Annotated in this window: 17 protein-coding genes and 2 pseudogenes; 5 read left to right on the top strand and 14 right to left on the bottom strand. The window is 34.1% G+C overall.

Annotated features, from left to right (window positions below):
- Positions 1 to 139 precede the first annotated feature (139 nt).
- Complete coding sequence (gene asnS, locus AASI_RS04055; protein WP_012472935.1) at positions 140 to 1573, top strand: asparagine--tRNA ligase; 1434 nt, start codon at positions 140 to 142, stop codon at positions 1571 to 1573.
- A 131-nt stretch (positions 1574 to 1704) separates the two neighbouring features.
- Here the strand turns inward: asnS and AASI_RS04050 are convergent, their stop codons facing one another.
- Positions 1705 to 2409, bottom strand: coding sequence for a hypothetical protein (locus AASI_RS04050; protein WP_012472934.1), 705 nt, complete (start codon positions 2407 to 2409; stop codon positions 1705 to 1707).
- Positions 2410 to 2526: 117 nt separating this feature from the next.
- On the opposite strand from AASI_RS04050, the gene AASI_RS08110 reads away from it, so the two are divergent.
- A protein-coding gene (locus AASI_RS08110; RefSeq protein WP_148204948.1) for an IS5-like element ISCaa3 family transposase occupies positions 2527 to 3353 on the top strand; the annotation gives its coding sequence in 2 pieces (ribosomal slippage) (positions 2527 to 2914 and positions 2914 to 3353; 828 coding nt in all).
- 316 nt (positions 3354 to 3669) lie between these two features.
- Here AASI_RS08110 and AASI_RS04035 read toward each other — a convergent pair.
- The 7 genes from AASI_RS04035 to AASI_RS04005 all read right to left on the bottom strand — a co-directional run bounded on the left by AASI_RS04035 (position 3670) and on the right by AASI_RS04005 (position 12170).
- Positions 3670 to 5007, bottom strand: a complete 1338-nt coding sequence (locus tag AASI_RS04035) for a peptidylprolyl isomerase (protein WP_012472932.1) — start codon at positions 5005 to 5007, stop codon at positions 3670 to 3672.
- Positions 4991 to 5857, bottom strand: coding sequence for a hypothetical protein (locus AASI_RS04030; RefSeq protein ID WP_012472931.1), 867 nt, complete (start codon positions 5855 to 5857; stop codon positions 4991 to 4993). The genes AASI_RS04035 and AASI_RS04030 overlap by 17 nt, the downstream gene beginning before the upstream one ends.
- A gap of 71 nt (positions 5858 to 5928) precedes the next feature.
- Positions 5929 to 6570, bottom strand: a complete 642-nt coding sequence (locus AASI_RS04025; protein WP_012472930.1) for an OmpH family outer membrane protein — start codon at positions 6568 to 6570, stop codon at positions 5929 to 5931.
- Positions 6571 to 6695: 125 nt separating this feature from the next.
- Positions 6696 to 9383, bottom strand: a complete 2688-nt coding sequence (locus tag AASI_RS04020) for a BamA/OMP85 family outer membrane protein (RefSeq protein WP_012472929.1) — start codon at positions 9381 to 9383, stop codon at positions 6696 to 6698.
- Between the two features lie 9 nt (positions 9384 to 9392).
- Positions 9393 to 10259, bottom strand: a complete 867-nt coding sequence (locus AASI_RS04015; protein WP_012472928.1) for an isoprenyl transferase — start codon at positions 10257 to 10259, stop codon at positions 9393 to 9395.
- A gap of 52 nt (positions 10260 to 10311) precedes the next feature.
- Entirely contained in the window at positions 10312 to 11358 is a 1047-nt protein-coding gene (queA, locus tag AASI_RS04010; protein ID WP_012472927.1) for a tRNA preQ1(34) S-adenosylmethionine ribosyltransferase-isomerase QueA, read from the bottom strand.
- 173 nt (positions 11359 to 11531) lie between these two features.
- Positions 11532 to 12170 (bottom strand): outer membrane beta-barrel protein, encoded by a 639-nt coding sequence (locus AASI_RS04005; RefSeq protein WP_012472926.1) that lies wholly within the window; start codon positions 12168 to 12170, stop codon positions 11532 to 11534.
- 59 nt (positions 12171 to 12229) lie between these two features.
- On the opposite strand from AASI_RS04005, the gene gldB reads away from it, so the two are divergent.
- The gene (gene gldB / locus AASI_RS04000) at positions 12230 to 13234 is read left to right on the top strand and encodes a gliding motility lipoprotein GldB (protein ID WP_012472925.1); all 1005 of its coding nucleotides are present in this window, start codon (positions 12230 to 12232) and stop codon (positions 13232 to 13234) included.
- Between the two features lie 114 nt (positions 13235 to 13348).
- Positions 13349 to 13550 (top strand): annotated as a pseudogene (locus AASI_RS08610) (transposase); the annotation flags it as partial.
- A gap of 106 nt (positions 13551 to 13656) precedes the next feature.
- On the opposite strand, the gene AASI_RS03995 reads toward AASI_RS08610, so the two are convergent.
- The 6 genes and pseudogenes from AASI_RS03995 to AASI_RS08105 all read right to left on the bottom strand — a co-directional run bounded on the left by AASI_RS03995 (position 13657) and on the right by AASI_RS08105 (position 21334).
- The gene (locus tag AASI_RS03995) at positions 13657 to 14103 is read right to left on the bottom strand and encodes an Hsp20/alpha crystallin family protein (RefSeq protein ID WP_044282802.1); all 447 of its coding nucleotides are present in this window, start codon (positions 14101 to 14103) and stop codon (positions 13657 to 13659) included.
- A 141-nt stretch (positions 14104 to 14244) separates the two neighbouring features.
- Positions 14245 to 15219 (bottom strand): polyprenyl synthetase family protein, encoded by a 975-nt coding sequence (locus tag AASI_RS03990; RefSeq protein WP_012472923.1) that lies wholly within the window; start codon positions 15217 to 15219, stop codon positions 14245 to 14247.
- Positions 15220 to 15238: 19 nt separating this feature from the next.
- Entirely contained in the window at positions 15239 to 16141 is a 903-nt protein-coding gene (locus AASI_RS03985; protein ID WP_012472922.1) for a DMT family transporter, read from the bottom strand.
- A 630-nt stretch (positions 16142 to 16771) separates the two neighbouring features.
- Positions 16772 to 17143, bottom strand: coding sequence for a hypothetical protein (locus tag AASI_RS03980; protein WP_012472921.1), 372 nt, complete (start codon positions 17141 to 17143; stop codon positions 16772 to 16774).
- Between the two features lie 53 nt (positions 17144 to 17196).
- Complete coding sequence (locus AASI_RS03975; RefSeq protein ID WP_012472920.1) at positions 17197 to 19629, bottom strand: penicillin acylase family protein; 2433 nt, start codon at positions 19627 to 19629, stop codon at positions 17197 to 17199.
- A 944-nt stretch (positions 19630 to 20573) separates the two neighbouring features.
- Positions 20574 to 21334, bottom strand: a pseudogene (locus tag AASI_RS08105) (IS5-like element ISCaa9 family transposase).
- 227 nt (positions 21335 to 21561) lie between these two features.
- On the opposite strand from AASI_RS08105, the gene AASI_RS03960 reads away from it, so the two are divergent.
- On the top strand, positions 21562 to 22593 hold the full coding sequence (locus AASI_RS03960) for a ubiquitin carboxyl-terminal hydrolase family protein (protein WP_012472919.1): 1032 nt from the start codon (positions 21562 to 21564) through the stop codon (positions 22591 to 22593).

Below are 22593 nucleotides of genomic sequence, written 5' to 3'. Positions count from 1 at the left end.
AACTTTGTGTGAATTTTTATTTGTAATAAATTAGTTACCATAAATAGGACTTAATTATACTTAATTTACTTTAGTAAAAGTAAGTTATAGGTGCTACTTTATAAATTTATCATACACGAATTTAATAAAATACAAACTTGTGAAGAGAATTAAAATTAAAGAATTATTCATTGCTAACCCTGTTGGAACAAAAGTCTGTATAAAGGGTTGGGTAAGAACCAAGCGTATTAGTAAGCAAGTAGTTTTTATAATGCTAAATGACGGTTCTACTATCCATAATCTACAAATTGTAACAGAGCCCGAGAAGTTTGCAGAAGATATTATGCAGCATATTGCCACAGGTGTGAGCTTATCTGTTTGTGGTACTGTTATAGCTTCTCAAGGAGGAAACCAAGCCATAGAGTTACAAGCTGACACTATAGAAATACTAGGTACTGCAACAGATTATCCGTTACAGCCTAAGAAGCACTCATTAGAATTTTTACGAGAAATAGCGCATCTACGCTTTCGGACTAATACTTTTAGTGCAGTATTTCGCATACGCCATGCTATTAGCTACGCCATTCATCAGTTCTTTCATGAGCAGGGCTTTGTATATCTACACACACCCATTATTACAGCTGTAGATGCTGAGGGAGCAGGAGAAATGTTTAGTGTAACTACTTTAAACATGGAGCAGCTACCTAAAACACCACAAGGGCAAGTTGATTTTAAAAGAGACTTTTTTGGGCAAAAAACAAGTTTGACTGTTTCTGGCCAGCTCGAAGCTGAGGCAGCAGCCTTAGGTTTGGCAGAAGTATATACATTTGGTCCAACTTTTAGGGCTGAAAACTCTAACACTACCCGGCACTTAGCCGAGTTCTGGATGGTAGAACCTGAAATGGCTTTTTATGATTTAGCTGATAACATAGCTTTAGCAGAGAGATTTTTAAAATATGTAATTGGTTTTGCATTAGAGCATTGTAAAGATGATTTAGAGTTCTTACAAAAAAGAGAGCTAGACGCAAGAGTAGGAAAGCAAACAGACAAATCTTTCTTGCCTTTATTAGATCGATTAGATAACATACTGACTTACCCATTTGCTTGCATTAGCTATACAGAAGCAATTGATATTTTAAAAGCTTCTCAGCCTAATAAAGAGAAAAAGTTTGCTTATCCTATTGATGAATGGGGCTGTGACCTACAGTCAGAACATGAGCGTTATTTAGTAGAAAAACATTTTACAAAGCCAGTGATTATTACCAACTATCCGCGCGCTATTAAAGCGTTTTACATGCACCAACAAGAGGATGGGAAGACAGTAGCAGCCATGGATATTCTATTCCCAGGTATTGGAGAAATCATTGGAGGATCTCAGCGGGAAGAGCGTTTAGATAAGCTTACCGAGGCCATTCAATCTATGGGTATGAACTCTAATATATTGCAATGGTACTTGGATACACGTCTTTTTGGAACCGTACCACATAGTGGTTTTGGCTTAGGTTTAGAGCGACTAGTACAATTTGTAACAGGCATGGATAATATTCGTGATGTTATTCCTTTTCCACGTACTCCTGGTAATGCAGCTTTCTAGTATAGGCTGAAGGGACATTTTACGAAGAATGTCCCTTCAGCTTCTCCAAACTCTAACAGTGTATATACTTCTCTTTATTCAACAACTTTTAAAAGAAAGCAATCTATAAGCAGTAGAGGATAAAAATAAAGTTATAGCCACTCGCTTATATTTAAACCCATGTAAAGTTCTAAGCATGAAGTGCTTTCTGCCCTGGCATTATAGAAAATTTTTTTCTTAGTCACATGTTCAGGGCTATAACTTTGGTAACCTAGTTCAATAGGTATTCTCATTGCTGTACCTATATATACAGAATCATAAACGTAGCCAAATACTTTTAAAATAATACTACCAAAGCTATGGGGAACCACTACCTTAATTCCATCTGAATTATAATATAACTGAGAATCAGGATGCAGACGAATGGTACTCTGTTTTTCTTTGTAAACAGATGATAGCAATATATTAAATTCATAGCCTATTGATAGACCTATATTTCCAAATGATGAATAATACATTTTCTCATATTCTTCATCTTCTTGAAATTTAAATTTAGGTATATGAAAAGCAAGAAATTTAAAAACAATAGGAAAATGTAAATACTTCTCCTCTAAACCCCTATCATCTAGTAACCTAACACGTCTTGTAAATCCATAACTTAATCCAATTTCGGGTCCCCATTTACAAAAAGCACCCGCAAGCATCCTACCAAACTCATAACCAATGGTTCCTCCTACCCGCATATTAGGACTCACCTTATATTGCGAGCTTACTTTAGAAGAAGAATTAGAAGTGGTTAGCAGTTTATCATTCCATGATGCATAAGGGATACCAGTACCTATCTCTAAACTGTACACAATAGGATTACGTACTTCCTTAGGTGCTTTAGACCTTGTCCAAGCAATTAGAGTTCTTCTGAAACCTAAGGAATAAGCATAAATGTATAAATTAGGGATAAAAAAACAGAAAGATTAATGGAAAACAGTCATCTAAAAACCTTAAAGCCAGAAGAATTCCGTCGCTTAACAGGCGTAAAGGCTGAGACCTTTGCCAAAATGTTAGCTATCATACAGAAAGCCATTCAAACAAAGAAAGCTAAAGTAGGGCGGCCTAATAAACTGAGTTGTGAACAAATGCTTTTAATGACTTTAGAATATTTAAGAGAATACCGCACATACTTCCATATTTCAAAAAGTTATGGAATAAGTGAGAGTAATTGCTATTATACCATCCGTTTTATTGAAGAGGCGTTAATTAAAAGTGGTCAATTCACTTTACCAGGCCGTAAAGCATTGTTAAAAAGCGATATGGAATATGCAGTAATCTTAATAGATGCTACAGAGAGCCCCATTGAGCGGCCTAAAAAAAGCAGCGATATTACTACTCAGGTAAAAAGAAACGACATACACTAAAGACACAACTAGTTGTCGATAAGCAAACGCGAGCCATAATATGTAGTAGTTTTTCAAATGGAAAGCGGCATGACTTTCGCTTGTTTAAGGAATCTAAGGTACATATAAGCCAGCATAGTCAAGCCATAGTAGATACAGGCTATCAAGGGTTAAAGAGGCTACATGACAAATCGCTTATGCCTAAAAAACGCAGTAAAAAGCATCCTTTGACCAAAGCCGATAAGAGGAGTAATCAGCAATTAGCCAGCCAAAGGGTGCTTAGCGAGCATATAATTGGTATGCTCAAGCGGTTTAAAATTTTAGCGGAGCGTTACAGAAATAGGAGAAAAAGATTTGGGCTACGCTTTAATCTTATTGCTGGAATTTATAACTATGAACTTTTATGTTAAGTTTCGGAAGAACTCTATTTAAAAAATTATTAATACAAATAATACTCCATTTATAATAAATTCATTTTGCATAGCATTTTAAAAATATAATAAACCTCTTCTTAACCCTATAAACTGGTAGCCTTTGCCAGACTATAGCTCAGTTATGTTGTGTAACTACCATTTAACGCAAATGATAGAGGATCATCTATAATCAAAATATAGTAGTTACAAAACGATAACGATGAGAAAATAAGGATAATATTTCTCGATAAAGTGATGGAAAGAGGAACAGGATTAAAGATTTCTTACTAAAATTAAAGTATATACAAAGCTGTTATTTTAATATATGGCATGTCTCATAAGAAGGCTCTAATTGTATAATAGCTTTGGCTTTAGCCGCCTCAATCCATTCATTTAATATACGTTGCTTTTTATACGCTAAAGCTAATTTATGAATCTTCTCATAATCTTGTCCAAAGTTAGCTTGGTGAGAAGCAATCCTTTCTTTCAAATATATGATACAAGCAGCCTGCTTGCCATCTATCGTAAAGACAATCGGCCGTGAAACATCCCCTGGTGCCATTTTATCCAAAATAAAAAACACATCTGATGGCAACTTATCTACAGGCATTTGCACACCTTCACTATTACCCGTTAAAAGGCCTCCTTGGTGAGCTGTAGCAATATCTTGTGAATAGGACATAGCTGCTTTTTCAAAGGTAACTTGTTTCTCCAAAATAGAAGTTCTTATATTATTTATCCGCTCTATAGCTTCTTCTATGCTCACTTTAGCAGCCAGGGGTTTCAATAAAATATGCCTAGTATTATATTTATCTTTTTGCTTTTCAATCAGTTGGATGATATGGAATCCGAATCTCGTTTCTACTGGCTCGGATATTTCTCCTGGGTTTAAAGCTAATGCAGCTTTCTCATAAGATGAGTCAAGCTCACCAATCCTCCAGAATCCTAGTTCACCACCGTTGCTAGCACTGCCTATATCTTCTGAATATTGTCTAGCAAGCACTGCAAAACTCTCGCCTGCTTGTATACGTGTCTTTAAGGATGCTAAATTCTCTATAACTAACTTTTTTTCTTGCTCTTCTATGCTAGGAAAAAGTACAAGCTGATATGCTTCTACAGTAGCTGGAAAAAATGGCACGTCACTAGCTGGAAGCTGATCAAAATAAGATTGTACTTCTATTGGAGATATAGTAATATTGCCAATAATAGAATCTCGCATTTTTTCTATTGTAAGCTGCTCTCTAATTGACTTTCTAAGTTCTTCTTTAAAGACATGTATAGGCTTACGTATATATTGTTCTAACCTAGCTTCTGTACCTACTTCTTCTAATATGGCTTGCATTCTATACTTCAAGTATCTATCTACTTCTCCATTTTTTACATTTATTTCCTTTTTAGCTGCATTGGCTAGCAATATTTTGTTAATCACCATATTTTCAAGTACTTGGCACTTGGTTGGTTTCTTGCTTGCGTTATCTTGTGCTTGATAGAGTTGATACTCGGCATCTAACTCAGATTGTAATATGGGTTGGTCGTCTACACTAGCAATTACTTTATCCAATAATCTACCTTGTGGAGTTTGTGCCATTAGCGTATGTTGGGTAAAAAATACTCCTATAGCAATCCATAATATTTTACTTGCTGTATTCATAAATGGTATAGTCATTGTTAGCTTTAGCTTGTTGCAAAATATCTTCTTTAATCTGATTAATTAGCTCAACCTTTCTTTTATAAAGAATTACATCTATTATTTGGTTTCTAACTAATTCTAGTGGGGCTATATCGTTTGTAATTTTATATGCTTCAATTTTTATATAATAACGATATGTTTGGTCTTGCACCTCTGTAAAAGAGGTTCTTTTTAATAGCCTTGTTTTATCAGGTACCTTACTAAAGGGTGTTTTGGTAACAATATCATCCCATTTGAGCCAGATACTTTCATTTAACGAATAATCTTTAGCAAATTCGGTACAATAAGCTTGTAATGCGATAGCATCCTCTTCTCTTTCAGAAGTAATTAGCCCTTTTAAACTTACAATATTAGGAGCACTTTTAGGTATAACCACAAATTTACCTCTAACTATATTATGCCTAAGTTTAAAATTTTCCTGGTTTGTTTGATAATAATGCTGAATTTCTTCTTCAGATAGATCTCTTTCACCTAATCTTTCATTAACTAATTTTTCAATATAGTTATGCGCTAATAAAGAGGCACGAAACTCGTTTACTTTTTTTTCTATATCATTGCTGATGCCTTGTACTTCTGCTTTACTGGCTAACAACTGTTTTGCTAACCAATTGTGGACATAACGCTCAACCCATTCTGAACTATCTTTTGGGCTACTAGTAGCAGGTACTATATTTTCTATATCTTGCTTATATAGGTATTGGTTGTATACACGTGCCACAGGAGTGTCGGCATAATGGGGCGGATGCTTTTCTTGATTATCGCAACCAAGTTTTAATCCTAATAAAGAAATTAATAATATTCTATACAACATACCGCCCTTAACTTATGCCTATTTTGTGTTAGGCATTACATAAATGCCTATTACCTTAAATCATCAAGATATTACTTTTTATTTTGTGCTTTATTTGTTTTATCCTGAGAATTCTTGTTGGCAGCTTGAGTTTTAGGTTCTTGAACTTTTTTATCTGTAGCTTGAGCTAATTTTTTAGTTGCCAATTTAGTAGGATCTATACCTAACTTTTTAAGTATCAAATTAGATATATCATACTCTTGGTCGCCATATAAAACTATATGTAACCCTACTGTATCTGCATTTAACACATGGGTATATTTGTTTTCTTTAGCTACTAGCTCTATTGTTTTTTGTATCCTTTCATAGATAGGTTTATATAATTCTAACTGCTTGTTAGCCAAAGAGCTTTGAGATTCCATTTGAAGATTTTCAAATTCTCCGTGCAACTGTTGTAGTTCTGCTTCCTTTTGATTTTTTACAGGATCTGTCATAGTTGCATGACCTTTTTGAAAAGCTTGAATCTTTTCTTGTAATACTACAGCTTTTTGTTGTAGCTGATTTCTAAGTTGTATTTCAAACGCTTTTAAATCAATCTCCATTTGCTTGGTTTCTGGCATGCTTTCCATAACATAATCTAGTTTTACATAACCAATTTTCAATGGTTTTTCAGCTGCTTGAAGATAAGATATGGCTGAAAAAAATGTTAATATTAGTACTATTCTGTTTTTCATAATTTAGTTTTATTTAAATTTTACATATAACAAACAACACCTCAGTCAGCTACTTTTAAAAGTATATTTTTATAATACTGCATAAAGATACAAGCTGTTAACAAAGATATCTATAAAAAGCTAGGTTATCTAATGCTACTTCCAAAGGACCAGTGCACTTCTAATTCTTGTGTACCGCTTTTATCAAATCCATATCCCCAATCTAATCCTATTAACCCTATTGGTGAATGGAAACGAATTCCTAATCCTGCTGATTTTTTTAAGTCTAAGATCTTCCAATCTTCATAACGTGCCCAAGTATTTCCAGCTTCTGCAAAAACCAACCCATATATAAAGCACATAGTAGACTTGATAATAGGATGTCGTAGTTCCATACCAACTTTATTAAACAAAACCCCTCCTTGGTAGCCAGTGCCAGCATCTTTATCTTTAGGAGTTATATACCCTTCTGGATACCCACGCAATGAAATTAACTCTCTACCTAGCAAAGAGAAATTTGCTAATCCTGTACCCCCCATCGAAAATCTCTCAAACAATCCTATTTTACTATTGGGAGAATAACTACCTAAAGCTCCTCCATTTGCAAATATGTTTAACACCCAATCACCAAAAAGATTATAGAAATAACCAACATCTAACATAGTCTGATGGTATTCTTTCCATTTAATCTTCTCGTACAAATTCAATTTACTTGAATGTTGCTGAGAAAATAAACTATAAGGTGGCGTCAACTTCAGTTGTAAGCTAATTGAACTACCTTCAGTAGGATAGGTAGGTTGATTAATACTATTACGTTCTAAGGTAATTTCTGCAAGCCATTCCTGCGTAGTATCACTTACTTGTGTATTGTTATCAAACACATCGTATCTATAATAGTTATAGTACCGATACCCAGCTCCTATTCTAATTGTACAGTAATCGTCAGGCCAACTAAGCCGTTTACCCAAGCTAGACTTAATACCAAAAGAATTTAAAAAGCTATGTTTTCCTACCTTCTTCGGACTAGGAATACTACCTTTAATTTCATGAATACCATTGGCATCATTAATTCTAGGAGAATTCAAAGATTTATGTTCTCCGTGTTGCTGAAAGGATTTAGTAATAGCAAAGCTTAGTGCTGTTGGCTTTTGCCCAGCCAGCCATGGTTCTATAAATTGTAACGTAAAATCTTGCTGGTTCTTTCCATGAAATTCTGCTTTTAAATGTAGGGACTGTACATCTCCTAAAGGACGCTTCCCACGTAATGCGTTAGCTAAGGAAAAGTTATTAGTACCTATGTTAACATTAAAACTCAACTCACTTCCAGAAGCTAAACCAGCACCAACTTTGAGGTCAAAACGAGGCGCCTCTTTTACGCTATATAATAAATCCACGGTATTATTGGCTGGATTAGGGAAAGGGATAATACCAATTTTATTAGGATCAAATACATTTAACATTGCTAGTTCTCTTTGTGAACGGAAAACTTTACTTTTGTTAAATTTATCGCCCGGCAGAGTTTTTAACTCTCTCCTTATTACATGCTCATGCGTATAAATATTACCCCGTATATCTACATTATTGATAGTAGCTTGTGGTCCTTCTTGTATACGTAATTCTAAATCAACCTTATTTCCTTCTATAGCTACTTCTACAGGCTCTACATGAAAGAATAAATATCCATCATCCATATATAAAGAGCTGATATCTTTACCTGTAGGGTTAAATGCAAGACGCCCTTGTAATAACATAGGACTATATACATTTCCTGGCCTTATACCTAAAGTTTTATTGAGTGTGGCTACATCATGTATATAGTTACCAACCCACTTAATATTTCTTATATAATACTTTTCACCCTCTTGTATATCTAATGCTACATTTAGAAGACCTTCTCGTACTTTATATACTTCATCTTTTATAATAGTCGCATCTCTGTATCCTTGATTATGGTAGTATTGTATAAGCCTTTGCTTATCGTAAACGTACTTATGTTTGATAAATTTAGTTGAATGGAGTATAAAATGTTTCTTAAAATATATTATAGCCTCTTCTAGGTTAGGCTGATGCCATAATATACCCCCTTTTCTAATAGGCTGTAAAGTACATACCTTATATAAGATATCTTTAACTAACGTAAATCTAGGCTTCTCATGAAAGTGTTGTAAATGTGCTTTAAGCACATCGCTACTAATATTATAATTACCTCTGATAAGAATTTTGTTAACAATTAATTTTTCACCTTTTTGAATATGTATTTCTAGTTGGTTATAATCAGCATCATTAGGATCAGGCAAACTCTTTATATCAATTTGTATATCTTTATAGCCCTCATTTAAAAAATGTTTTCTAAGAGTATCTTTAACACTCTTGATTAATTTAGGCGTAACAATTCTACCTCTTACTAAACTTAGTTTTTCAATTAGCTTTTTTTCTTCTCGCTTTTTAACTCCTGTAAATGTATAAGTAGATAACCTAGGGCTTTCTACAATATGGAAGGCTAACGTTATACGATTTCCTACCACACGAGCAACATAAACAGATATATCTTTAATAATTTTCTGTTGCCAAAGCTTTTGAATGGCATGGGTAATAGCTGTACCAGGTATCTGTACAGTATCTCCTATACTAAGATTACTAATAGCCAGCAATGCTTCTGGTTCTAAAGACCTAACTCCAACAAATTCAATATCATCTATGATATAGTTAGTTGGATACTGATAATCTAGTTCAATTAAGGAAGTAGTAGCCGGAGTTTGGGCTATTACATTCCATGTGAATACAACAGATAGTCCTATTCCTTTTCCCAGTGCAAGCAAAAATTTCTTTATCATAATATAAGTTTAGGGTTTACGGATAATTTTACCAAATCTTCTATCTCTCTGCTGATAATTGATAAGTGCTTTATAAAAGTCTTCTTTTCTAAATTCAGGCCAATACTTATCTACAAAAACCAGCTCAGTATAAGCAAGCTGCCAAAGTAAGAAATTGCTAATTCGAATGTCTCCTCCTGTTCTAATGAGTAAATCTGGGTCAGGTATTTCACTAGTAGATAGGTAGTGCTGAAAAATCTCAGCATTGATATCATCAGGCTTAACTTTATGAATTAGTGTCTCGTGAGCTAAAGTCTTGACAGCTTGTATGATATCCCACTTTCCACTATAACTTAAAGCAACAATTAAACACAAGCCCTTATTATCTTTAGTAGCTTGTATTGCATTATTCAACGCTATTTGGCACTCCTTCGGCAAGCGATTAATATCTCCTATAACTTTAAGCTTAATGTTATTTTCTACAAGCTCCTGTAATTTATCTCTGATAGTAGTTACAAATAATTGCATGAGTGTATTCACTTCTTCTTGAGGTCTTTCCCAATTCTCCGTTGAGAAGGCAAAAAGAGTCAAATAAGGAATATTCAATTCTACACATGCGGTTATGGTTTCCTCAACACTTTGCAAGGAACTCATATGCCCAAACACACGTGGTTTTCCTTGTTTTGCAGCCCATCTGCCATTACCATCCATCATTACAGCTATATGCTGAGGTAATTTATCTAATGCTATACGAGCTTTTAAATTATCTGCTTGTACTTGGATATTATTCTTTGCCGTAGCAAAAAAAAGGTGACGTTTATTGTATAAAAGTATAGTCAGAAAAATCAATCCTAGAACTACCAATAATTTAATTCTTGTTTTAGATAAAGCTTTCATAATCGAATATTCATAACCAGCACTATACTATGCCATGCCTATTTTATTTATGTTATATAATAAGCATTGCATCTCCATATACAAAAAATCTATATTTCTCCTTGATTGCTATCTGGTAAGCTTCCATCATTAACTCATATCCTCCAAAGGCTGCTGCATTTACAAGTGGTAGTGACTCTGGCAAGTGAAAATTAGTAATTAAAGAAGTACAAACTTTAAAGTCATAAGGAGGAAAAATCAGCTTATTGGTCCACCCTTGAGCAGGTTTTAACCTACCAGCTACTGAAACTGATGTCTCTAATGCTTTAATAGTAGAAGTACCTACAGCACATACTTGCTTTTTGTCATCCAATGCAGTGTTGACCGTTGTTACAGTATTATCAGGAATTAAAAATTGCTCAGAACCTATTCTGTATTTTGTAAGATCTTCTACATCAATTATTTTCATACTATTAAGCCCTATATGTAAAGTTAAGGGTGTAATATGCACTCCTTTTAACTCTAAGCGCTTAAGTAAATGTGCACTAAAATGTAAGCCAGCAAATGGCGGAACAACAGCCCCTATGTGTTGTGCATATACGGTTTGATAACGTTCTCTATCCTCAGTCTCTGGTTTTCTTTTTAGCTGGTTAGGTAAAGGCACAAAGCCTAGTTGGTCTACAATTTCATAAAACTCTTCTCGGGTGCCTTCGAATAAAAATTTAAGTGTCCTTCCCCTAGAAGTTGTATTATCTAAAACTTCTGCAACCAATTCGCCATCTCCGAAGTATAACTTATTACCTACTCTAATTTTTCTGGCAGGCTCTACTAAAGTATCCCATAAATGCTCGCCACTTTCCAATTCTCTTAAAAGGAAAACTTCAATTTGTGCGCCTGTTTTCTCTTTACTACCATACAGTTTAGACGGAAATATCTTGGCATCATTAAGAACTAACGTATCATTTTCGCCAAGGTAGTCTATTAAATCTTTAAAAGTTTTATGTTCAATTTGCCCAGTACGCTTATGAACAACCATTAAGCGAGCGTCTTCCCTATTTTCTACAGGATGCGAAGCAATAAGTTTGGAAGGTAATGTAAATTTAAAGGATGATAGTTTCATTATTTTATATCAAAAGCTTTGTTATATAAAAAATAGTTAATTCCAAGCTTCAAATTTAATGAAACACTGGTACATTAATCAAAATATGGCCAAAAGATTTGCTAAATTTTATCTATCAGCTTTCTTTACCAACGGTATCATTACTAATTTTTAATATATAAGCTTGGTAAACATCAAAATTTAATACCTATATCAATAGTTATTAAGTCTGCATAACCAAATAGCTTAGGAAGGGTACCATTATCTCTCTGTTCTAATAACATAGAGCTAAAAGCTGGTTGATAGGTGATACCAGCAAAAATGCTGGTAAACAAACTAAAATTATACTCCATGCCACAACCAATCACTCCGCTTATTTCCCATCGGCGCAACTTAGTTATAAATTGTTCATCACCTATCAAGTTAGTAACTCTATCATTTATTTTAATGGCACCGGTCACACCAAATTCAACGTACAACCTAGTATCCAGCATGATTTCACTGGTGTATAGCTTTAACAAAACAGGCACTTGCAAATATTGTATTTCATGACGCTCCTTTAAATTAGATGCATCATCTTTTTTAATGGAGATCTGCTTTGCTACAAAAAAAGCACCGGTGCTTAAGTAGTAATTTTCTTTAATAGGCCAATCATACACAGCACCTAATTTACCTCTCAAAGCTATACCATCCGATTTAAAATTAGCTGTATCAGGATCAGTATGTACACGACCATAAGATATGCCAGGAGATATTTTTATAGAAATTTGCTCTTGTGCAAAGCTATAAGTAGCAATTGCTGAGAAAAATAATATTAATAGATATTTTTTCATGGTACCAATAAATGGTTTTAAATTAACAAACTAAACTGAACAACTGAAAGTACAAAGATATGCGAAAATTAACTACTACAGCGCTAATATTACTGGCTAGCATATTAGGACTATATATATTGTATAGTGTATTATCCCAACCTAGACAGATTAACCCAACGGGTATTTCAATATCACTTGAAATAAAAAGGTTAGAAGATAGTTTATTCAACCTACAAACTAAATCAGAAATAGCTATGTTTTTAGAGCAGAATCAGCTACTAGTAGAGCAATTTTTTGGTTTAGAGATTGGCCAAGAGAAAACTCAACTTATAGATAAGCTTTATGATATGATATCTAACACTAGTTTACAAGAATTATATCAAGAAGTACAGCATAAATTTAAGGATATAACCAAGCTACAAAGCCAGCTAGAATATGCGTTTAAGTGTTTAAAATATTACTATCCCACATTTGAAGTACCTCAGGTAGTAACATTTATAACGGGTATGGGATCCGATTTGTATGTAAGCAAACAATTAATTGTAATAAGCTTAGATTTCTTTTTAGGAGAGGGAGCAAAATTTAGACCTTTACGTATGCCAGACTATATCTTACGTACTTACCAGCCTCAGTATATTTTACCTAAGCTTATCCTGTTATTATCACAGCAGTTTAATATCGAAAACCCAAAAGACAATACACTCTTACATGATATGCTTTATGCTGGGAAAGCATATTATTTTACAAAAACACTCTTACCAGAATTTTCGCATGATATAATCTTGGGCTATACAAAAGAGCAATATTCAGAGACGGAAAAACATCAGCGTATTGTATGGCAACACTTTATTGACCATGCGTTATTTTATGAGACTAATCATATGGTAAAAAAGAAATACTTAGATGATAGGCCCTTTACATCTGAGATAGGTTATGGATGCCCTGGCAATATTGGTGGGTGGCTAGGATACCAGATCATTAAAAAGTATATGCAAAACAACCGTGACATAACGTTACCTGTGCTCATGAAAAATACAGATGCACAGCATTTATTTACACAAGCAAAGTATAAACCTAGATAAACTAATATCTATACATTTATCTAGGGTGTGTCATCAATTAAGAGTATAAGGAATAAGAAAGAAAGCATAAATAATGTAACTTGATTTATTTAGCTACAAGACTAGGATTTTGCTATGCGACACTATGCATTAACAGACCATCAGTGGGAGAAGATTAAGATTTATTATCTGTACGAGCTGGAACAGTAGGACCGACAGCCAAGGATAACAGGCTTCTTGTGAGGGCGTGTTATATCGTTATCGAGCTGGTATTTGCTGGTGCGTTTTGCCAGAGCGCTTTGAAGACTCTAAAGTCATTCATTTGCACCATTCAAGGCTGTAATTAGTTAACCAAGGCAATATATTTGCAAGAAAGTACATACAAACATAAAAATAGGGAAATATCAACCAATATTTCCCTATAGAATTTATATAGTAACAGCTTACTTCACTGGTATCTGTTTGACCGGTTTTACTCTAGCTACTTCATGTTTTGGAAGAATTATTTCCAGTATACCATTTTCATACTTCGCTTCTATTTTGTCAGCTTGTACAGATTCTGGTAAAGTAAAGGACCGCTTAAAAGATTGATAGCAAAACTCTCTTCTAGTGTATTTGCTTTCTTTATCTTTTTCTTCGTGCTCTTCTTCTTTTTCTGAAGCAACACTCAACACACCATTATCAATATTTATTTTGAAATCATTACGATCCATTCCAGGGATAGCTAGTTGTACCAGAAATTTGTCAGACTTTTCTACAATATTTACAGCAGGCACACTGGCTCCTGTCTTCCAATTATTAGGTAAGTCAGTAATATCTTTACCTAAAAAATCTTCCCACAAATTTGAAAGTCTAGGAAACAAGCTTTGGTCTACTTTCATCAGTGTCATAAAAACCTCCTTTTTATATGGTTACTAATCACAAATTAACAATCAAACATAAGATGAATAACATCCTAATTTCTAGAAGTCTATAAGTACAATATGTGTGCCAGAATTATGAAATCTCAGTATTATGAAATTTGTAGTTTACTACTTTGTTAATATCATTTTATGAATTAATGCCACCAAAGCATCTGTATAAGCTGAGGGACGTAAATGAGTTTTTATTAACTCCAACGCTTTTTGCTGATAAAAATTTATTTTCTGCAAGGTATACTTAATACCTCCTACCTTATTTATCAATGACAAAATTTCTTGTGTAAATTTAGTGTCATCGGTATTGTAACTTTTAACGAGTGACAAAATATATTGGGTTTCAGAGGCAGATGCTTGCTGCAAAGCATATATCAACGGCAAAGTTAAAGTATGAGCTTTTAAATCCATAAACGTTGCTTTGCCAGCATTAGTAGTAACACCATAATCTATTAAGTCATCGCTAAGTTGAAAAGCCATACCTATTTGCTCTCCTATTGCATACATGATTTCAATCTGCTCCTGCGAAGCAGACACAGACATAGCACCCATAGCACAAGAAGCAGCTAACAGGCTAGCTGTCTTTTTTTGAATAATCTCTAGATAAGTTGCTTCTGAAGCCATTATTTCTTGTGCTTGCTTGAGCTGTAAGATTTCACCTTCGCTCATAGTCTGAGTCGTTATTGTAAGCATAGGTAAAAAATCATAATCTTGATTTTCTATGGCTATTTGCAAGCTATTGGCTAGCACGTAATCTCCAAATAATACAGCTAGTTTATTGCCCCATCTTGCATTAACCGTTTCCTTATGTCTTCTATAAGTAGCCTCATCTACTACATCGTCATGTATAAGTGATGCGTGATGTAGTAAAGAAACTAAAGCTGCACCTCGACGTGTTTTTTCTGTAATATCGTTTCCCAGTACACTTGCTACTATAAGTACCAATTGAGGTCTTAGTTGTTTGCCTTGTTGCTGAAATGAGTATTGAATAACTTGTTGTATTACAGGATTTTCAGTATACAAGCATCTGTTTATATAATCATTTACCTTTGAAAGCTCTTTACTAACTAATAGTGAAATATCTGTTAACATATATTTTAGTTACATGATCTTATTTTTTGGACTTTGCATGAAAATCTCCTTGCCAAGAGTTGTAAACTGTAGAAATAAGAATAATTATAATGCCTACTATTTCTCTATAACCAGGTAAAGCCTCTCCTAAAAAAATCCCAATGGGAACGGCCAGGACTAATCTACTATATTCAAAGGGAGATAAGAAACTGGGTGATGCGTATTTTAAAGCTGTAATACTAGCCATCTGAGAAATAGCTCCTAAAAACCCCATAATAATCAACCACTGAAAATCTTTCCAACTAGGACATACCCACACAGCATGTAGCCATAAATTTTCATATTTACTTCCGAGCCAGTATATAAAAGCCCATAAAGAACTAGTAGCTACAATTCCTATATTACCAAGGATAAGAATGGTATTTTTAGAGTCAATTTTAACCAACCTTTTAGTAAAAATTAAACTGAGTCCAACAACTACATTTCCTAAAATGGCTACATAAATGGCATAGTTTACTTCTCCATGAGGTTTTATTATTAATAAAACACCTAAATATCCTATAAAGATAGCCACCCACTGCCCTATCTTTAAACGGTCTTTTAAAATAAGATAAGACAATACAGCCGTAAATATGGGTCCGGTAAAGCCAATAGAAATGGCAATTGTAAATGGCATGTTAGTATAGGTAAAATAAGTAGCTCCCATTGCTATAGACATCAAGAAGATACGTAGTATCTGTAGGCTTAGCTTATTAGATACCAACACACGAAACCCACTTTTAAGAATAAGCGGACTAAAAAAAAGAAGCCCAAAACTAGCACGGATTAAAACTTTCAAAGCTACTGGAATAGCAGGGTTTACTAACTTATTAATTGTCATGCTAAGCGTGAAGGAAATACAATTTAGTAAGATAAAAGCTATGGCTTTTGTTTTATTACTCATAATTTGTTCTTTAAACTGCTTTATGATTGTTTGGCTCCATTAGCTAAGCAAACTCCCTTAGTATGTATAATTACTAAGCTAGCTAAGACTAAATCTTAATAAAGCTATACACATCCATACTCCTATTTCCTTGCTATTGTTTTTTAATTAGCTATTCTAAATATTGTATATAGCATACCTCCTGCCAAGCTCGTAGTTTCGGTAAAGTAGTTTACTTTTACTTTATAAATAAAAGCTAGTCTGCTGGGAAGAAACTTCTAAATATTTCCTTGCTAATACATTTATCATCCTTGCTTGATATAATTACCTAATTGACTATACAGAAAATATAGAATTCATAAAAGTATGATACCTACAGACGGCTATATTAATCTTGTAATTGTGTAGCAGCAATCTTTGTTAATTATCTTTTTCAGGTGCGAATAGTTGATGTGTTTTAGCTACAGAAAAACTTAGGCAAAGCTTATAATTTTAAGTAAAATGAGATATGGTTTTCTTAAAACTTCTGTTTAACCTCAATTAAGTATTTCTTAAGGAAATTAACCAGTATATCATGACCCAGCGCTCTAGCTGCTTTCTGCTATTGGCTACTAAGTCATTGCTATTGCTTAAATGTTGCAATAAGATTTGTTAAATTCGATAGAAATCCCCCTTCTTTCTTCTGAATATTTTTAAAATTTGTTGTCCACTAGCAGCCCCCAAGCCTCCTAGTACTCCCCCTATTAATCCAGTTAGCAAAATAAGTAAAATAGTACTTCTTAAACCCAGTAAGTCTGCCACTTTGGCAGAAAGTATAGAATCTGTATATACATCTATAATCGTTGCTTTAGCCATCCAAAGCAGGCTAATAGCAGCAAACCCACCTAAAAAGGCAGACGAGGTTTTAGTTTGAATCAGCATAGAAAAGATAGCTGCAATAAGAACAACAGTCCAAGGAGCAACCAGCTGCTGCAATATGTAACATAATAGACTAGTAAGCATAACTTGTAAGAGAAATCTCATAACGCTAAATTTTAATTAAAGTTGTTCAATATATTATTGCTTTTAGTATATCATTAAGGTGTTAAAACTACTTCATTACCTGATGCTCTTTTTGCTACGTCTGGTACAACAAGCGAAAGATTGATATACTTGCCCTTACACCAATCATCTATAAACTTTGTGTAATGTGGGCTACCTGGATTTCCAGACTGCCCACCTGGATAAATAAACCAGGCTTTAGGAGTTTTATCAAGCGATACAATTATCCGCATAGAAACACCATGGCTACCGTCATTTGCATTTACAATGCTTTCACCTCCACCAATACATAAATTAGAGATACTAAAAGGAGCTATTTGTGCAAGATGAGGGATGCTAATAGCATGATAATCTCTCCATTTATATAATTTTTTGTGTTCAACTTGCCAAGCTTGGAGACTACGCACAGCCTTTTTAAAACTATCTGTAATGAGGGCTTGTAAATTTTGATAGGTGCCTAATTCTAAATGGTTACTATTAGCATGGTTTTTTATAATATACATTGTCTGAAAGAAGGTTGGCTTTTGTAAAGACAACGGATAATTATAGAAAGACGACCACAGCATATCGCTCAGTTGATCCTGCCAAGCTCTAAAAATAGAAGGAGCCACTTGCTCAGCTTCATTTAAAAAATTCCAATCTAACAAAGTCTGATAAGCTTGCTGCTGTGGAGTATCTAATTGAGCAGTATCTAAATAGCTTAACAACAAACTTAAGTTTTCTTGTGCAGCCAAATTATAGTTATCATTTTGCAAGCGCATCATTGCCTTATCATCTACTTTAGTTAGCTGACTTAAGACTTGATTGATTCTGCGATTACGATAACTTTCTGCATAAAATTGATGATAATAGTATGGATAAGACTTATCAGTAGCACGCTCATTAGCCGAGCTAATATAACCATGTTTTGGATTTATTATTTTAGGATAGTGGCTTATAGGAATGTAGCATTGCCATTCACATGCAAGTGAATTCCCAGGCATAATAGCCTTCCCTTGATTTTTCCATCTAGCAGGCAATTTACCAGCTATTTCCATTGCTATATCATTTTGTACAGAAGCAAAAGCAAAATTTTGTACAGGCACATGGTGATATTGTAGCGCATGTTCAAAATCCTGCAGATTTTTTGCCCTATTAATTAGATAAAAAGCTAGAATTTCATTACCTGGATGGTGTCCTACCCACTTCATGGCCAAGTTTTTACAATGGTTGGGATCTGTAAAATTATCATCATATACAATAGGCCCTAAGTGAGTATATACTACTGTATCGAATACAGATTCACTATTTTTTACTTTTATTTCTTCAACTACAAATTGAGATTTAAGTAACAAATTATCATAGCAGTACTCTGCCTTTGTACTGTCTTTAAAGTCAATAGCATACCAATCTCGAACTGCCCATGCTGCATTGGTAAGCCCCCAGGCAATTGACTCATTAAAGCCAATAAGGATACCTGGCGTACCTGGAAGAGCGCCACCCGCTACATTTACGCTGGGAGATTGTAAATGAATACCATACCATATTGAAGGCAACCGCAGATTTAGATGAGGATCACTCGCTAAGTATGGACGACCAGTAACTGTTTTCTTTCCTGATACTGCCCAGTTGTTACTGCCATTGTTAGGTAATGCTTGTATTTTGTTAGGTACTTGGGAGTCAGGAATAGGAACAAATTTATTATCTAACTCAATTCTTGTATCTATTGAAGAGGGTTTAAGGTTAAGAGGTTTAAAATTCCAAGGTGTATTTTTTGGAATAATAGGTTCGTGTGCCAAGTCATAATCTGGAAATAAAAAGGAAAACTTATCTTCTCCTAATAAGTGGAAAGCATGAATATGCTGTAAGCTTTGCTCATACCCACTCATATTATCAGCCATCTGAACAATTACCAGCATAGTTTTTAAAGGTGTCCAACTTTCTGGAGTATAAGCAAGCAACTTATATTCTACAGGTAATTTTTTATAATTTAGTGAGCTAATATACGCATTTACACCTGCTGTATAAGCAGTTACAATTTCATTGATTACAGGATCTTTCTGAACCTTATCAAGTGCATTTTTTGCTGCATATACCATACCTTTCCTACGTTGTAATCGGTCATAGTTAATAGCAACTGGTCCTACTACTTCTGCAACCCTACCTGCAGCTGCATGAGTCTGAAACTCCATTTGCCACAGTCTATGAAAGGCTGTTATATAGCCTTGGGCAAAGTATAGATCTTTGTCATTTTTTGCTTGTATGTGCGGTATAAGATTTTCATCAAAATAGATATTGACAGCGTCCTCTAGTCCTGCCAATGAGAGGTTAGAGGGCAATTGCATAGGCTTTGCTTCTGAGTTTTGCCAAAAGCCTTGGAAAGGATCCAAAAACTTAGCTATGGGTGGTATTTTTCCTATGTTAAGATTTAAAAATAGTGTGACCAGTAGTGAAATGCCAAGTATAGAGTAACTCCTTATTCTATGCATAGTAAAATATTAGAAAGGCCAAACTTATGCAGCAACCTTATTAAAAACTATCTTCTTTGTTAATTGAAAAATAAATTATGCAACTTGCTTATTACTTTCCTAGTAACAACAGCTACCAAAGCTACTTAAATTTCATTTATTTTTTAAGTTTATGCTATATAGATTTGTAGAAAAGCAAATTATCTATACTTTGAAGAAGAAAATTGATAGCCTATATTTTAACTTAAATAATTTACGCTCTTAAATTATGGTCTTTTTATCAACAAGCTCTTAATCTGGTTAATCAATTCTTCTCAATATATCTATACATGCAGGAGAGCAACCTTGAAGAAGTATATCTTAAAGATTTTGTTTTTAAAGTAACTCATACGTTCAGATTGATTCTTTTTAATAAGAAAGAAAAGCCAATTAAGCTTACTATTCCCTGTATTTATATTAAATAAAAGCTATAAGAACACATAAACAACAACCCATCAAGCAAAACCTACAATTTTGGACTCAGAGAGGAATAGGATTCTTCAAAATGGGAATATTGGGAGAGTAATAAATTAGCAGATTGGGTAAGCCTACGAGCTAGTCTGATTTATTTTTGCAACTTATACTATCTTGACAACTTAATTTATAAGTTTGGTAAAATTGATGCACTTATAATTAGCATTTTATCTGAACACTTTGCTATTCCCCTTATTTTTAAATTAGATAGAGCCCCTGTGTTTATCATAGAACTTGCAGTGGGTTTATTAGAAATCTTTCAACCCCTAGCATATAATCATCAGGCAATTTGAATATGGCTAGGGGGTAGATTTCAGAATAACTCTATTATATTAGCCTAAAATTTCATAGCTCCATAAAACTTAAATATTCTAGTAAGCATACAATCCTTGTAAAAATTAAAGAATAAAAGCAACAAGGTCTAAGAGGCTGTCTAAAAAGCCAAAATGGAGTCATAAAAGCCGCTTAAGCATGATTCTAATCATAACAATTTTAATATGTGTTTCAGAAGACTTGGGATTATGCTCGTAATCTTTAGAGAGCCTCCTAGAAAAACTCAGCCAAGCAAATGTACGCTCGACTATCCATCGCTTTTTTAGAATATGAAACCCATTTGAGAGCCGTTGTACAACTTCTAAAGTATAACCTAGCACCCCATAAGCCCACATTATACATCCTTTCTGGTATCCTCCATCTACCCATATGTGTTTAATAGAAGGGAATGTATTAAAAAGGCGAATAAGCAAAAGATGACATCCTCTTGAGTCTGATAAGTGAGCTGAATGTACTACCACACAAAGTATAAGCCCCAGCGTATCAACAATAATATGCTGCTTACGGCCTTTTACTTTTTTTGCTGCATCATAGCCTCTCGACCCCCTTTTTGTGCTGTTTTAACCGAGCGGCTATCCATAATGGCAGCGCTAGGTATGGCTTGTTTGCCCAACTTTTCTCGTACTTGATCTCGAAGTGTATCATGGACTAAGTCCCATTTACCATTTCTTCGCCAGCGATAATACAAGTCATAAACACTTTTTCAGGGTGGAAAATGGGCAGGTAGCATGCGCCATTGACAGCCTGTTTTTTCTAAATAGAAAATAGCATCTAATACTTCTCTTATAGTGTATTTACGGGGTCGGCAAGGACCTATGTAAGTAACTAATGGTTCTAACACTTCCCATTCCTTATCTGTTAAATCGCTAGTGTATGGCATAGCTGTTAGTTTAAAGTTCACTAACTAATTTTATAAAGTTTTGTCTGCTTTTCCTATCTAAATTACCCTTTTTAGACAGCCTCTAAGAGCAATAAGCCTCTATTAAAACTAATTAAATACTCGTAAATTTATCAAGCGAATTTACATATTAGCTAGAGAAACAAGTATAAAATCAAGTTTAAAAGGCAAAAAATTAATAACTTACGTAAAATTCAAAGAAGAGGCTTATGCATTCATTAAAAAAGCTTATGTGGATTATATTCTTTTTATTTTGGATAACAAATTGCCAGCATAATCACTGCTCCAGTCCATCACAAACAACCAAGCAACTTTCATTAAGAGAATCAGGTACAGGCTCACCAGGTGGCATTCCTAATTTAAAAGCTACTTGTTATATGAATTCTGTATTACAAATACTAAAGGCATTTTACTTACCAAAAGTAAATGAAAAGAGCGATGAGTTAGCAAAACCTCTTCAAGCACTTATGCAGGTAATTCAAGATGATAGAGAAGCAGCTAACCAGAACGAAGCAATAGCTGTTTTTGAAGCTTTACATCACAAATTTGGCTGGACATCTGACTATGAATCTCACGAAGATGCAGCAGATTTAATGGATAAATTTTTGGATTGGATAAATATACCCCTTGCTGCTACAAACACCATATCTATTGATCCTACTACTAAAGAAGCAGGAGCCCCATCTGATGATCAGTGGTTTAATTACCATGTAGAATTACCTACAGAACGAGAAGATTTAAAAACTATACAAGACTTTTTTAACAATAGTTTAGTCCCAGACAAGGTAATGGCTAAGCTTAAAGAAGACAAATCTGATAGAGCACTAGATAGGGTAAAAAGATTAAAAGATCTTGATAAACTTTACAAGGGTATGTTAATCTTACAGCTTAAGCGATTTGCTACAAATGGGGGCACTACCCGATTAGATGATAGAACTTACTCCAAAGATTTTGTAAAAATTAAAATAGATAAAGAGGTGGAAGAGCCTTTCCATTTAATAATCAAAAAGGAGCAAACCTTTGAAAACGAGAAGAATTTTTATTACAAGTTAGTAGGGTTCATCCGGCATAAAGGTAGTTTAGAGGAAGGACATTATAAAGCTTATATTAAAAAAGATGGTATATGGATTTGCTATAATGATAACGATCTCAGCACAGTATCAGATGTAAAAGCTGAAGCTAAGGCTAAGCAAGCTTATCTATTTTTTTATGAGCCTATTCAACTAAAAAGAAACCCTTAG

Source organism: Candidatus Amoebophilus asiaticus 5a2 (assembly GCF_000020565.1).
Classification (GTDB): domain Bacteria; phylum Bacteroidota; class Bacteroidia; order Cytophagales; family Amoebophilaceae; genus Amoebophilus; species Amoebophilus asiaticus.
This window is presented reverse-complemented; position numbering and strand designations above follow the sequence as displayed.

Bases quoted from the DNA above. Each gene is read 5' to 3' on its own strand.
- AASI_RS04035 (WP_012472932.1), bottom strand. From the start codon at position 5,007: ATGAATACAGCAAGTAAAATATTATGGATTGCTATAGGAGTATTTTTT.
- AASI_RS04030 (WP_012472931.1), bottom strand. From the start codon at position 5,857: ATGTTGTATAGAATATTATTAATTTCTTTATTAGGATTAAAACTTGGT.
- AASI_RS04025 (WP_012472930.1), bottom strand. From the start codon at position 6,570: ATGAAAAACAGAATAGTACTAATATTAACATTTTTTTCAGCCATATCT.
- AASI_RS04020 (WP_012472929.1), bottom strand. From the start codon at position 9,383: ATGATAAAGAAATTTTTGCTTGCACTGGGAAAAGGAATAGGACTATCT.
- AASI_RS04015 (WP_012472928.1), bottom strand. From the start codon at position 10,259: ATGAAAGCTTTATCTAAAACAAGAATTAAATTATTGGTAGTTCTAGGA.
- queA (WP_012472927.1), bottom strand. From the start codon at position 11,358: ATGAAACTATCATCCTTTAAATTTACATTACCTTCCAAACTTATTGCT.
- AASI_RS04005 (WP_012472926.1), bottom strand. From the start codon at position 12,170: ATGAAAAAATATCTATTAATATTATTTTTCTCAGCAATTGCTACTTAT.
- gldB (WP_012472925.1), top strand. From the start codon at position 12,230: ATGCGAAAATTAACTACTACAGCGCTAATATTACTGGCTAGCATATTA.
- AASI_RS03995 (WP_044282802.1), bottom strand. From the start codon at position 14,103: ATGACACTGATGAAAGTAGACCAAAGCTTGTTTCCTAGACTTTCAAAT.
- AASI_RS03990 (WP_012472923.1), bottom strand. From the start codon at position 15,219: ATGTTAACAGATATTTCACTATTAGTTAGTAAAGAGCTTTCAAAGGTA.
- AASI_RS03985 (WP_012472922.1), bottom strand. From the start codon at position 16,141: ATGAGTAATAAAACAAAAGCCATAGCTTTTATCTTACTAAATTGTATT.
- AASI_RS03980 (WP_012472921.1), bottom strand. From the start codon at position 17,143: ATGAGATTTCTCTTACAAGTTATGCTTACTAGTCTATTATGTTACATA.
- AASI_RS03975 (WP_012472920.1), bottom strand. From the start codon at position 19,629: ATGCATAGAATAAGGAGTTACTCTATACTTGGCATTTCACTACTGGTC.
- AASI_RS03960 (WP_012472919.1), top strand. From the start codon at position 21,562: ATGCATTCATTAAAAAAGCTTATGTGGATTATATTCTTTTTATTTTGG.